The organism is Kineosporiaceae bacterium SCSIO 59966, from assembly GCA_020881835.1.
Lineage (GTDB): Bacteria > Actinomycetota > Actinomycetes > Actinomycetales > SCSIO-59966 > SCSIO-59966.
In genome coordinates, this window is sequence record CP052876.1 from 516,714 (window position 1) to 529,223 (window position 12,510).

Consider the following 12,510-nt stretch of genomic DNA (forward strand, 5'->3'; position numbering starts at 1 on the left):
CTGGACGTCGTCGGCGAGAATCGGTCCGCTGGCGCTGCTTACCATGACCTCAGGTGACGCCGGCAACCCGGCGACTACAGGGAGATCCCTCGGGCGAGGGCGGCGTCGAACAGCGTCCGGGCGACCAGCTCGGCCTTCTCGGTCGCCGCGGCCCCCACCGGCTTTGCCTCGTAGCGGTCCTGGTGACGGGCGCGCCGCAGGCGGTCGAACTCCCGCGCTGCCTTCTCCGCCGGCGGCTTGTCGAAGACGGCGCGCAAGTAGCCGCCGAGCGCCTCATGCTGGCCGGGCCCGTTGGTGGTACGGAAGCCGTACGCCGCCAGCAGCGCCTCGCCCGCGTCGTGGCAGGCGTCGTAGGCGATGCCGTACCTGACGGTGACGCTGGTGAGCAGCGGCAGTTGGTCCAGGCGCTCCTCGGCCTGGCGCAGGAACGAGACCGCACGCGCGAGGTCTGCGGGCACGACGTCGAGACGCCGGGCCTCGACCAGGGCGAGGACCGTCGCCTGCTGGGCGCGGGTGAGTGGAGTCAGCGCCACGGCGGCTCCCCGATCACGGGGACCGCCGGGCCGCTGCGTACGTTGTCCAGGAACCCGGAGGACGCGGCGAACTCCTCAGGAGTGAGGATCGTCGGGTTCACGGGACGGTGCACAACGGCCTCGACCCGGGTGCACGCCTCGTAGACCGCGTCCACGTCGGGCTCACCGAGCACCATGACGTCGATGTCGTGCGGCGCCGGACCGGCATCCCCGAGCATCCGCGCGGCGAAGGAGCCGTAGAGGAACGCCGACTCGATCCCGTCGATGCGGCCGAGCTCCTCGGCCAGGACGACCACCGGGCCGGTCGCGATCGCGAGGATCTCGCGCAAAGGGTCCACCAGCGGGCTCTCGTCGTTGGCGCGGATGAGCCTTGTGCGGCCCACGTGTCGCTCGGCCAGGATGCCGGCATCCAGCAGGCGCGCGACCTCACGGTGTGCGGTCGGGTACGCCAGGCCGGCCCGCTTGGCCAGGTCGGTGACGCTCAGCTCGTCGCCGGTGAGCAACAAGGTGGAGAGCAGGCGCGCCTGTCCCTCCGACCGGAAGATCGGAGCGAGAAGCGGGGCCTCGGTTCTCATATACCTGAGATTATTCTCCACTATATCGATAGTCAAGGCGCCGCTACCCCCAGAAGATCGGGTCGCCGCTGCTGCCGATGTGGTCCAGGAGATCTTGGACGTTCTTGGTCGGGCGCTTGCGCTTGTACTCGTGGAACTTGAGGTGGCGGTCCCGCCAGTAGATCGCCCACAGGCCGGTCGACTTCGTGTAGCGCAGCCGTGCGATCGGGAACCGGGTGTGTTCACCGACGCCGTTCCACGGCGGCCGCACCTCGACGATGTCGACGTGTCGGTCGGAGACGTCGGCCTCGACCTTGACCTGGTCCCACAGGTGCTCGGGCACGCGCTTCCGCGCCCACAGCCGGATGCGGCGCAGGTCAGTTTCGGGAAGCGCCATCACACCTTCCAGCCTGCTCGAGGACAAGACACAGCATCTACCAGCGGGGGGTCCCAACAGGCTCGGGCATGCCTCACCGGCGATGCATCCGACCTGTCGGAGGCCGAGGACATGATCGGCGCGTGAGCGGCGGGTAGGCCAGGTCGTTCCTCGCCGACGGCACAATGGTCAGGTTGCACTCGACACGCTCAAGACCCGAGGGAGGTGATCCGCATGGCCACGCAGTTCGAGTTCCGCCTCATCGGCGCGAGCGCGCCCGACGGCGAGCTCGAAGCCGATCATCTTCTCGCCATCGTCGCGAGCCTGAAGGAGGTCGCGACGAAGATCGGGCGCGTCGAGACCGACGCGGAACCGGTCGGCCGGGCACCGAAACGCACCCAGCGGGTCGCGAAGCTGACCATCGGGCTGGCTCCCGGGAGCACCACTGTGCTCGCGCGCAGGGCCGGCGCGGGTGACGGCGCTCTGGACTTCGACCTCGCCGACGAACAGGCCTTCGACGAGAAGTTCACCGCCCTCGTCGAGTCGATCGGCCTCGACCACCGTCCCAGTTGGGTCGATGACTCCCTCTCCCTCGCCGCTGCAGACCTCACCGCGGCCCTGCAGCAGGCGGCACCCGAGGTCGAGTTCACGGCCGCCGGGAAGGTGTGCCGCCGTTTCAAGACCGAAGCGACCCACCGGGAGACCTGGCGCGTCGACACGCCGTCGAGTTCGGAATCGGTCACGTTCACCGGGAGGCTCTTCGCGGTGAACCTCAACACGCACCGCCTCCAGGTGCAGGACGACGTCGGCCACCATGTCGCGTTGCCGAAGGTGTCCAACGACGCCGAGGTGAGCCGGCTCATCGGCAGCTACGTGACGGTGACCGGTGCGCCCGAGCGCGACGCATCGGGACGCCTCACCCAGATCCACGATGCCGCCATCGCTGCCGCCCCGGACCCGCTGGGCGGGAGCGTCGTGCCGGCGGCAGTGTCGCTCGACGAGATCCTCGCGAGCGCCCCCGGCCCGGATATTGACGGCGGGATCGAGCTGACCGACGAGGAGTTCACGGCCTTCCTCGAGGCGGTCCGTGGGTGAGCGACCCCCAAGCCACAGTGCTCGATAGCGACGCGTTCAGTCTCCTGTTCGTCAGGCGTGATGCGGCGGATCCCCGGACCGCCGGCTGGCGTCAGCTGCTTGCCGGGCACCGGGTGCTCATCTCGTTCCAGACCCGGGCCGAACTGCTCGCTGGGGCGATTGCGCGCGGCTGGGGTGAACGGCGGACGAGCGAGCTCCGGGCGATCCTGGATCGGACTCCCACGATCGGCGTCGACGACGAGGTCATCGACGCCAACGCCACGCTCTACGCGGACTGCCGACGGCTTGGGCACGCACTCCACGCCAGGGAACACACCGCGGATAGGTGGGTCGCTGCCTGTGCCATTGCGAAGACCACTCCACTACTGGCTGGGGACGGCGTCTACCGGGGCGCTCCAGGACTTTCGCTGCTGATGGGAGGCTGACGCCCGTGTCCGACTCCCGCCGCCTCGTCGACAAGCTCTGGTCCTACTGCAACGTCCTGCGTGACGACGGCGTGGGCGTCATCGAGTACACCGAGCAGCTACGTACCTGCTGTTCCTCAAGATGGCGCACGAACGCGCCACCCGGAGGCTGAACCCGCAGCAGATCGTGCCGCCCGAGTACTCCTGGCAGAGGCTCCTCGACGCCGAAGGCACCGATCTGGAGGTCACCTACACCCAGATCCTGGTTGGCCTTGCACAACAGCCGGGCACCCTTGGCACGATCTTCCGGAAGGCTCAGAACCGGATCCAAGACCCGGCCAAGCTCAAACGACTCATCGTCGACCTCATCGACCAGGAGAACTGGTCGGCTTCCGGTACCGACCTCAAGGGAGACGCCTACGAGGAGCTGCTGTCGAAGGGCGCCTCCGACAAGGGCTCCGGCGCCGGGCAGTACTTCACGCCACGCGAGCTGATCCGGGCGATCGTCGACGTCGTCGACCCCAAGCCCACCGACACGGTCGTCGATCCTGCCTGCGGCACCGGCGGCTTCCTCCTGGTCGCCCACGAGCACGCCTCCCGCGACGCCGCCAGCCTCACGCCGACCGAGCGCGAGCACCTGCGCAACGGGTTCGTCACCGGCTACGAGCTGGTCGACGGCACCGCCCGGCTGGCCGCGATGAACCTGCTGCTGCACGGCATCGGGACGCCGAACGGCGACTCCCTCATCGACGTCCGCGACTCCCTCATCGCCGACCCCGGGCAGCGCTGGTCCGTGGTACTCACGAACCCGCCCTTCGGTCGCAAGTCGTCGCTCACCATGGTCGGCGCCGACGGGCGGATCGTGCGCGAAGACCGCGACATCGAGCGCCAGGACTTCGTCGTGACGACGTCCAACAAGCAGCTCAACTTCCTGCAGCACATCATGACGATCCTCGACATCAACGGTCGCGCCGCAGTCGTCCTGCCCGACAACGTGCTGTTCGAGGGCGGTGCCGGTGAGACGCTACGCCGCAAGCTGCTCGCCGACTTCGACCTGCACACGATGATCCGGCTCCCCACCGGCATCTGGTACGCCCCCGGGGTGAAGGCCAACGTGCTCTTCTTCGACAAGAAGCCGGCCGCCGAGCAGCCGTGGACCCAGAAGTTGTGGGTCTACGACTTCCGGACCAACATCCACTTCACTCTCAAGCAGAACCCGCTGCGCCGGCCGGACCTCGACGACTTCGTGACGTCGTACCTGTCCGGCAAGGACCGCGCGGAGCGGGTGGAGTCCGAGCGTTGGAGATCCTTCGACTACGACGAGCTCGTGGCGCGCGACAAGGCGAATCTCGACATCACCTGGCTGCGCGACGAGTCGCTCGAGGATGCCGACAACCTGCCGGCACCCGAGATCATCGCCCGCGAGATCGTCGAGGACCTGACGGCGGCGCTCGCCGAGTTCGAGGGCGTCGCGGCCGCACTCGAAGCCTCGTCCGGCGACTCCTGATCTTCTCTTCCCAACAGGCTCGGGCATACCGCCGCGAGTCCGCCGATCTCCGGAGCGCCCCAGGTTCTCGGCCGTTCCTATAGGAGGTGCGGCTCTCGGTTGAGGGCAGCGGCACGCGACGGTTCCGGACGACCCGGCGAACGCATCGCCGGCCGCAGCGCCCGGTCCCCTGCCCATGGCCGCCGCGCACCGGCCGGACGCTGCTTGGCCACGACCGCCGCGGCAGTCGTCAGCGAGGAGTACTCGCCCTGGTGGTCATTGACCAGCCGCACAGTCCGGGCCTTCAACTCTTCATCGATCTTCTTCGGCATGGTGCCCATCCTCCTGGACTCAAACAGGAGCGGCATCAAACCTGGGGGCGCTCCCGGGACCGGGCGATCGTCGCCGCGGCCGGGATCGCGGCGGCGGCGACGATCGCGCCGACCAGGACGGCGACCTCGGTGTCGGCGGTGGCGGCGATCAGGGCAGCGAAGGCGCCCCCGGCAGGGATGATCACGTCCTGGGAGCTGCGGATGACCGAGAACACCCGCCCCTGCAGGTCGGGGGGCGTCCACCGCTGCCGGAGCGTGGCGACGTTGACGGCGACAACGACCGCGCTCGCTGAGAACAGCACCTGGTAGACGGTAAGGAGCAGCACAGGCGCGCCCAGGGCCGCGGCGGGGATACAGAACAACGCCAGTGAGGCGATCGCGAACCCGAGGACGAGGCTGGTGCGCGGCCCAACCCGGTCGGAAAGCCGGACCACCACCACCGAGCCAACCAGGGCGCTAACCCCGCCGACCGCCGTGATCACGCCCAGCACCTCAGGGGACACCTGCAGCGGGCCGGTCACGTAGACCACCCACAGGGCGCCGATCATTGCCCCGCCGAGGTTGAGCAGCAGCATCACTACCACCGCGGACCTCAGCAGCGGCTCGGCCAACAGGTGGCGCGCCCCGGCCGTCCACTCGCCCAGCCGGGTGGTGCCCGGCGTGCCCGCCGGCGCGGGCAGTTCCCGCAGCAGGAGCAGCAGCACGCCAGACACCGCGAGACTGATGGAGTTGACGCCGATGGCCGCCCCGGGACCGGCCAGGCCGATCACCGCGCCGGCTGCGGGCGGCCCTGCCATGTCCGCGACGGCCTGGACCCTGGCGAACCAGCTGTTGGCCCGGCCGAGCTGATCGGCCGGGACCGCACGAGGGAGGTAGGTCTGCAGGCCCACGTCGAAGACCACCGCCCAGCACCCGCTGATTAGCGCCACGAGCAGAACCAGCACCCACCCCAGGTCCGCGTCCATCATCGGCACGAACACCACTAGGGCTGCCAGGAGCAGGCCGCGCGCCAGGTCGGAGGACACGCACCAGGCGCGAATCCTGCCGCTGCGGTCGAAGTACGGTCCGAGCAAGACGGCCGCCACGCCAGGCAGCGCGTACGCGGTGAACAGCAGCGCCGCTGCGGCCGCCGTCGCCCCTGTGGCCGACATCGCGAACAGTGGCAGCGCAAGCAGGGTGAAGCGGTCGCCGAACTGACCGATCAGCCGGGCTGCCACGAGGACGGAGAGGGTGCGGGTCACGTTGGCTTTGCTCCGTCGACCGGTTCCGTCAGCGCCAGGCCGCGGATGCCCGCCTGCACCAGGGCGGGCGCTTCGAACACGTCACCAGAGGCTACCAGTCAACAGGCCGCCCACCTGGGCGGACACGCTGGTTCGTGTCAGGAGGCGAATCCGACCGCGTCACCAGCCGACACCGCCTTGACCTGCGTCTTCACCCCACGGCAGGCCCCAGAACCCCGATCAGCTGCGGAACTCAGGCGCCGGCTGCGACCGCCAGGTCCGCTCGGACCACCCGCCGCGGTCTTCGGGCGGTCCCGGCCGCCGTGGCCCGGCTGCTGCACGCGCACTGACCCCGCCTGGGACACTGGCAGACGATGTCCGAGCCAGCAGCCCACGGCGCCGGCCACGCCGGCGAGGTCGTCGTCGACCTCGCGGCCGTGCGCGGCAACGTCGCTGCGCTGCGCGCTCGCGCCGTCGGCGCCCAGGTGATGGCGGTCGTCAAGGCGGACGCCTACGGTCACGGGCTCGTCCCCGCGGCCCGTGCCGCGCTCGCCGGCGGCGCGACGTGGCTCGGCGTCGCCCAGGTCGGCGAGGCCCTCGCCCTGCGCGCCGCCGGCGTCGGCGGCCGGGTGCTGTGCTGGCTGTACACCCCGGACGCCGACCTCGCCCCACTGGTGGCAGCCGACGTCGACGTGTCGGTGTCCGCGCCGTGGGCGTTGGACCGGGTCGTGGCCGCGGCCGGCGCCGTGGGGGGCGTCGCGCGGGTGCACCTCAAGGTCGACACCGGCCTCGGCCGCAACGGGTGCCCGCCGCCCCAGTGGCCGGACCTCGTCGACGCCGCGCTGCGCGCCCAGCGGGACGGCGCCGTCCGGCTGGTCGGGGTGTGGAGCCACCTGGCCTTCGCCGACGCCCCGCAGCACCCCACGGTTCGCCGGCAGGCCGAGGTGTTCGAGGACGCCGTCGCCGTCACGACCGCCCGCGGCGCCGACCTCGAGGTCCGCCACCTGGCGAACTCCGCCGCCGTCCTGACCGCCCCTGAGCTCCACTACGACCTCGTCCGCCCCGGTCTGGCCGTGTACGGGCTGTCACCCGTCCCCGACCTCGGTGGACCGGCCGACTACGGCCTGGTGCCGGCGATGACGGTGCGCACCTCGCTCGCCCTGGTCAAGGACGTCCCGGCCGGTCACGGCGTCTCCTACGGCCACGAGTACACGACGGCGCGGCCGACCCGGCTCGGCCTGGTCCCGCTCGGGTACGCCGACGGCGTCCCCCGGCACGCCTCGAACCGGGGCCCGCTGCTCGTCGGCGGCGCCAGCGCCCGGGTGGCCGGCCGGGTCTGCATGGACCAGGTCGTCGTCGACCTGGGCCCCGACAGCGCTGCGGCGGCCGGGGACCCCGTCGTCCTGTTCGGTCCCGGCACCAGTGGGGAGCCCACCGCGCAGGACTGGGCGGACGCCGCCGGAACCATCAGCTACGAGATCGTCACCCGGATGAGCGCCCGACTGCCGCGGCGCTGGGTGGGACAGGAGGTCACGTGAGCCGTCGCACCGGGCTGCTGTCTCTCGGTGTCGGCCTGGCCGCCGCCGGCGTCGGCGCCGTTCTCGGCACCGCCGCGGAGCGGCTCGCCGTGGGTCGCCCGCTGCTCCCCGCCAGTGAGGACGTGGACTCCGGCGACGTCGCCGAGCGGGACCCGCTCGGCGCCCTGCACGCGCCGCCGCGGCCGGTCACCGCCGACGACGGCACGGTGCTGCACGCCGAGGTCGACGAGCCCGCCGAGCCGGACCCGGACGGGCTCACCGTCGTGTTCAGCCACGGGTACTCCCTCAGCTTGGACTCCTGGCACTACCAGCGGCAGGCCATGCGCGGGCGCTACCGGATGGTGTTCTGGGACCAGCGCGGCCACGGTCGTTCCCAGCGCGGGCCGCAGGGGTCCGCCACTGTCGACCAGGTCGGCCGCGACCTCGCCCGGGTCGTCGCCGAGACCGCCCCGAACGGCCCCCTCGTCCTCGTCGGCCACTCGATGGGCGGGATGACGGTGATGTCCTACGCCGCCCACTACGGCGAGGAGTTCGCCCGCCGGGTCGCCGGCGCCGCACTCGTGTCGACCAGCTCGGGCGGCATGTCCACCGTCGACTTCGGTCTGGACCGCCTCGGTCTGGCCCTGCACCGGGTCGGCCCGCCGGCGCTGTCGCTGCTGGCCCGCCGTCCGGGCCTGGTCGAGCGTGGACGCCGGATCGGCTCGGACCTGGAAGAGGTTCTGGTTCGCCGGTTCAGCTACGCCTCGGACGTCGACGAGGAACTCGTCCGGTTCACTGCCGACATGATCGCCTCCACCCGGATCGAGGTGGTCAGCGACTTCTTCCCGGAGTTCAGCGCGCACGACAAGCGGGAGGCGCTGGCTGCGCTCGACGGGATCGAGACGCTGGTCCTGGTCGGCGACTCCGACCTGCTCACCCCGGCCGCCCACAGCGAGGACATCGTTCGGCTCGTCCCGCACGCCGAGCACGTCGTCGTCCGTGACGGCGGCCACCTCGTCATGCTCGAGCACCCCGACGTCGTCACGGGGCACCTCGTCGCCCTGGTCGAGCGGGCCCGGCGGGCCGGGGTGCACCCGGCGAGGGAGACGGCGTGAGTGATGCGGTCGTCGTCCCGACGGCGGAGGCGATGCGCGAGCTCGGCCGGCAGCTCGCCGGACTGCTGCGCGCCGGCGACCTCGTCGTCCTCAGCGGGGACCTCGGGGCCGGCAAGACCACGCTGACCCAGGGGATCGGGGAGGGCCTCGGCGTCCGTGGACCGGTCACCTCCCCGACGTTCGTGATCGCTCGGGTGCACCCGTCCACCGTCGACGGGCCGCCGCTCGTGCACGTCGACGCCTACCGGCTGGGCGACATCGCCGAGGTCGACGACCTCGACCTCGACGCGTCGGTCGCGGAGTCGGTGACGGTCGTGGAGTGGGGCGCCGGGCTCGTCGAGGGCCTGGCCGTCGACCGTCTGGAGGTGCGGCTCGAGCGGCCTCGCGGCGACGACCCGGACGCCGGGGACGGCCCGGACGCCGGGGGGGACGCGGACGTCGAGGGGGACACCGCCGCGCGCACCGTCCGGGTCACCGGTGTCGGGGACCGGTGGGCCGGCGTCCAGCTGCCCGGCGTCCGGCTGACCGGCGCAGACCTGGACTAACCTCGCCGCGTGCTCCTGCTGGGGATCGACACCTCCGCCGCCGTCGGCGCCGCCGTGCACGACGGCCGGTCCGTGCTCGTCGCCGCCCGCGAGCACGATCCCCGCCGGCACGCCGAGCTGCTCGCCCCGATGGTGACCGACGTGCTGGCGCGGGCCGGGGTCGACCGGTCGCAGCTCACCGGTGTCGCGGTCGGCGTCGGGCCCGGCCCGTTCACCGGGCTGCGGGTGGGTCTCGTCACCGCGCGCACGCTCGGGCTCGTGCTCGGCGTGCCGGTGCACGGCGTCTGCAGCCTGGACGCGCTCGCCGAGGAGGCGCTCGCCGCGGACCCCGACGGCCTCGCCGACGGGTTCGTCGTCGCCACCGACGCCCGGCGCCGGGAGGTGTACTGGGCCCGGTACGCCGTCGGCGACGGCGTCGCCCGCCGGGTGACCGGACCGCACGTCGGCCCGGCGCGGGACGTCGACCGCGACCCCGGCGACGGCGGCCCACCCGTGCCGGTCGTCGGCCGCGGCGCCGCGCTCTACCCCGACGTCCTGCCCGGTCCGGCGGGGTCACCGGCCGATCCGGGGCCCGGCGCGGTCGCCGCGATCGCCGTCCGGGTGCTCGCCGGTGGCCCCGGCGAACTGCTGGGGCCCGAGCCGCTGTACCTGCGTCGTCCGGACGCCGTCGAACCCGGGTCCCGCAAGCCCGTGCTGCAGTAGGACTGTGCCGCAGCGGTTCTGCAGCGGTTCTCGAGCCGGGACTGTCGGTGGTCGCCGTTAGCGTGACCGTATGGACAGGCAGCAGCTGGCGGTCGCGGACGGCGAGGGCACGCCGCCCGCCGCCCGGCTGCGGCAGCTGGTCGCCGACGCGCTCGCCCACGAGACCGGGCCCGAGCTGCTGGCCGGGGTGCTGGCCGTGTCGGCGCGCGACGACCTGTCCGCCCGGGAGCTCGTCGAGCTCACCTGCGCGTGGGACCGGCTGTCGTCCTACGTCACCGCCGGCCGGTACGCCGCGGTCGCGGACCTGGACCGCGCGCTGCCCACGCCTGCCCGGCGCGGGAAGGGGCGCGTGCCAGCCGGGCGGCGCGCCGCCGACGAGCTGGCACCGGCGCTCGGGATGGCGCCCGCGACGGCCTCGCGGCTGGTCAACGACGCCCGGCGGCTCGACGGGGAGATGCCGGCTGCCTTCGACGCCCTCGCCGAGGGCCGGGTCACCCCACCGCAGGTCCGGGTGCTGCTGGAGGTGACCGCGGGGCAGCCGCACGCGGTGGTGCGGGCGGTGGAGCAGGCCGCGGTGACGCAGGCGGCGGGGCGGACCACCGGCCAGCTGCGGGAGGCGCTGACCGCCACGGCGGTGGCCGCCGACCCGGGGTTCGCCGAGCGCGCCGCGGCCAGCGGCAGGGCCAAGCGGGACGTCGTCCTGCGGCCGTCGCCGTTGCCCGGCTGCACCCGGATGGTGGCCGACCTGCCCACGCTCGACGCGTACGCCGCCTGGCACGCGCTCAACGGTGTCGCGCTCGCTGCGCGCGCCCGCGGCGTCCGGGGCGACGGCACCGCGGAGGACCGCAGCCTGGGGCAGCTGCGCGCCGACGCCCTGGTCGGGCTGCTCACCGGCCTCGTCGACCCGGCCGACGCCGCCCTGGTGCCCACTCCGGACCGGCTGGCGACGCTGGCCGAGGTGCACGTCGTGGTCGACCTGTACACGCTCCGCGACGCCGACCGGGCCGCGTACCTGCCCGGCGTCGGGCCGGTCGACGCCCAGCACGTCCGGTGGGTCGCCCGCCGCGCGCGGTGGCGTCGGCTCGTCGTCGACCCGGTCACCGGCACGCTGCGTTCCGTCGGCACCCGGGTGCATCCGCCCGGCCCCGGCGGCGACGAGGACGGCGACGGCTGGGGGAGCGGAGGGCCATGGCCCCGTGGCCGAGATCCCGGTGGTGGGGGACGCGGAGGGCCCGGCGGACGACGCGGAGGCCCCGGTGGAGGACGGCGCGGACGTGGCGGAGGACGGCACGGACGTGGCGGTGGACGCGGAGGCGGCGGGGGAGCCGGTGGTGGGCCTCGTGACGGTGGGCGCACGACCGCGGCCAGGCTGACTCGGCTGCTCGCCGACCCGCTGGAGGCACCTCCCGCGCCGTCGCGGGGCTACCGCCCCGGGGCTGCTCTGGCCCGGCACGTGCGGACCCGTGACGCCGTGTGCATCGGTCCGGCGTGCCACCACGCGGCCCATGGGACCCAGCTCGACCACACTGTCGACCACGCCGCGGGCGGACCGACGGCGGATGCCAACCTCGGTTCACCCTGCCAGCGGTGGCACAACGCGAAGACGCACGGCGGGTGGCGCCTCCAGCAGCCCGCCCCGGGCGTGTTCGCGTGGACCAGTCCGACCGGCCGGCACTACCTGCGCCGCGCCCGCCCCGTGCTCGGCCCGGTGGCCGGCCCGGGAGTCTGAGCGAGACGTGGCGGTTCGGGATGTCGGGCGCCGGCCGTGGGCTCGGCTCTGGTCAGGCGGTGGTGAACCGGCCCAGCACGTGGGTGCGGCCCGACGGCGAGCGCATCACCGCGTCGGTGGTCTCCCCGGTCCGCACGCCGATCTCGACGGTGCCGGGCAGCAGCACCGGTGCCCGGAACACGGCGGTGTACCGGACGGCGTCCGGCAGCCGGTTGGCCACCAGCGCGGCCAGCGCGCCGGCCGTCCACATCCCGTGGGCGATCGCCCGGGGGAAGCCGAGCAGCCGCGCCGACAGCGGGTGCAGGTGGATCGGGTTGACGTCGCCGGAGACCGCGGCGTAGCGGCGGCCGAGGTCGCCGCCGAGCCGGCGGACCGCAGTGGTCGCCAGCTGCTCGTCGACGTCCAGCCGCGGCCCGGCCGCGCCGGGGTCGCCGCCGCCGCGGCGCAGGTAGGTGCTCGTCGACGTCCACGCCGGTTCGCCGTCCAGGGCCACTTCGGTGAGCAGGTCGACGGTGCGGCCCCTGGGGTGCGGGTGCGGCCCGGTGGCGCGCACCGTGACGTCGAGCGGGGCGCCCACCGGCAGCGGCCGGCGCTGCTCGATGACGTTGGCGACGTGCACGAGTCCGACCGCGGGGAACGGGAAGTCCCCGGCGGCCATCAGCTGCATCTGCAGCGGGAAGCCGAGCAGGTGCGGGTAGGTCAGCGGCAGGTCGCCGGTCAGGACGTCGTCGACTAGCCGCGCGTAGGCCGCGACGTGGTCGGCCTCGGGGCGCAGGCCGGTGAGCCGCAGGGCGCGGTCCGGCACCGCGCCACCGCCACCACCACGCCGAGGCAGGACGGCGCGGGCGTACAGCGGCAGCAGCGACGGCGGGGAACCCACCTCGACGACGTCCACCCGCCCC

Annotated in this window: 15 protein-coding genes; 9 read left to right on the top strand and 6 right to left on the bottom strand. The window is 73.2% G+C overall.

Annotated elements, in window-relative coordinates; all coding sequences use genetic code 11:
- Positions 1-74: 74 nt before the first annotated feature.
- From HJG43_02605 to HJG43_02615, 3 genes are read right to left on the bottom strand one after another with little or no spacing between them, the layout of a single operon-like run.
- Positions 75-533 (bottom strand): HEPN domain-containing protein, encoded by a 459-nt coding sequence (locus HJG43_02605; GenBank protein ID UER53630.1) that lies wholly within the window; start codon positions 531-533, stop codon positions 75-77.
- Entirely contained in the window at positions 524-1,108 is a 585-nt protein-coding gene (locus tag HJG43_02610) for an ArsR family transcriptional regulator (GenBank protein ID UER53631.1), read from the bottom strand. The genes HJG43_02605 and HJG43_02610 overlap by 10 nt, the downstream gene beginning before the upstream one ends.
- Positions 1,109-1,151: 43 nt before the next feature.
- Positions 1,152-1,484, bottom strand: a complete 333-nt coding sequence (locus tag HJG43_02615; GenBank protein UER53632.1) for a DUF3024 domain-containing protein — start codon at positions 1,482-1,484, stop codon at positions 1,152-1,154.
- Between the two features lie 213 nt (positions 1,485-1,697).
- Here HJG43_02615 and HJG43_02620 point away from each other — a divergent pair, with 213 nt between their 5' ends.
- The 4 genes from HJG43_02620 to HJG43_02635 are packed head-to-tail and all read left to right on the top strand — an operon-like array spanning position 1,698 to position 4,469.
- Positions 1,698-2,558 (top strand): hypothetical protein, encoded by an 861-nt coding sequence (locus HJG43_02620; protein UER53195.1) that lies wholly within the window; start codon positions 1,698-1,700, stop codon positions 2,556-2,558.
- 17 nt (positions 2,559-2,575) lie between these two features.
- Positions 2,576-2,983, top strand: coding sequence for a PIN domain nuclease (locus HJG43_02625; protein ID UER55640.1), 408 nt, complete (start codon positions 2,576-2,578; stop codon positions 2,981-2,983).
- Positions 2,984-2,988: 5 nt separating this feature from the next.
- A complete protein-coding gene (locus tag HJG43_02630) occupies positions 2,989-3,135 on the top strand; it encodes a hypothetical protein (GenBank protein ID UER53633.1) in 147 nt (48 codons plus the stop codon).
- Positions 3,105-4,469 (top strand): SAM-dependent DNA methyltransferase, encoded by a 1,365-nt coding sequence (locus tag HJG43_02635; protein ID UER53634.1) that lies wholly within the window; start codon positions 3,105-3,107, stop codon positions 4,467-4,469. The genes HJG43_02630 and HJG43_02635 overlap by 31 nt, the downstream gene beginning before the upstream one ends.
- A 77-nt stretch (positions 4,470-4,546) precedes the next feature.
- Here HJG43_02635 and HJG43_02640 read toward each other — a convergent pair whose 3' ends face one another.
- Both HJG43_02640 and HJG43_02645 read right to left on the bottom strand, forming a co-directional pair.
- On the bottom strand, positions 4,547-4,780 hold the full coding sequence (locus HJG43_02640) for a hypothetical protein (protein ID UER53196.1): 234 nt from the start codon (positions 4,778-4,780) through the stop codon (positions 4,547-4,549).
- 35 nt (positions 4,781-4,815) lie between these two features.
- Positions 4,816-6,021 (bottom strand): MFS transporter, encoded by a 1,206-nt coding sequence (locus HJG43_02645; GenBank protein UER53635.1) that lies wholly within the window; start codon positions 6,019-6,021, stop codon positions 4,816-4,818.
- Between the two features lie 353 nt (positions 6,022-6,374).
- Here HJG43_02645 and HJG43_02650 point away from each other — a divergent pair, with 353 nt between their 5' ends.
- The 5 genes from HJG43_02650 (at position 6,375) to HJG43_02670 (ending at position 11,608) form a co-directional block, all read left to right on the top strand.
- On the top strand, positions 6,375-7,538 hold the full coding sequence (locus tag HJG43_02650) for an alanine racemase (protein UER53636.1): 1,164 nt from the start codon (positions 6,375-6,377) through the stop codon (positions 7,536-7,538).
- Positions 7,535-8,632 (top strand): alpha/beta hydrolase, encoded by a 1,098-nt coding sequence (locus HJG43_02655; GenBank protein UER53637.1) that lies wholly within the window; start codon positions 7,535-7,537, stop codon positions 8,630-8,632. The genes HJG43_02650 and HJG43_02655 overlap by 4 nt, the downstream gene beginning before the upstream one ends.
- Before the next feature lie 32 nt (positions 8,633-8,664).
- Positions 8,665-9,177: a tRNA (adenosine(37)-N6)-threonylcarbamoyltransferase complex ATPase subunit type 1 TsaE gene (tsaE, locus tag HJG43_02660; protein UER55641.1), complete on the top strand. Its 513-nt coding sequence runs from the start codon at positions 8,665-8,667 to the stop codon at positions 9,175-9,177.
- A gap of 9 nt (positions 9,178-9,186) precedes the next feature.
- Positions 9,187-9,879 carry a tRNA (adenosine(37)-N6)-threonylcarbamoyltransferase complex dimerization subunit type 1 TsaB gene (gene tsaB / locus HJG43_02665; GenBank protein UER53638.1) on the top strand — a complete coding sequence of 231 codons (693 nt, stop codon included), beginning with the start codon at positions 9,187-9,189 and terminating at the stop codon, positions 9,877-9,879.
- A 70-nt stretch (positions 9,880-9,949) separates the two neighbouring features.
- Positions 9,950-11,608 carry a DUF222 domain-containing protein gene (locus HJG43_02670; protein UER53639.1) on the top strand — a complete coding sequence of 553 codons (1,659 nt, stop codon included), beginning with the start codon at positions 9,950-9,952 and terminating at the stop codon, positions 11,606-11,608.
- 52 nt (positions 11,609-11,660) lie between these two features.
- On the opposite strand, the gene HJG43_02675 is transcribed toward HJG43_02670, so the two are convergent.
- Positions 11,661-12,503 (bottom strand): hypothetical protein, encoded by an 843-nt coding sequence (locus HJG43_02675; GenBank protein ID UER53640.1) that lies wholly within the window; start codon positions 12,501-12,503, stop codon positions 11,661-11,663.
- Positions 12,504-12,510 lie beyond the last annotated feature (7 nt).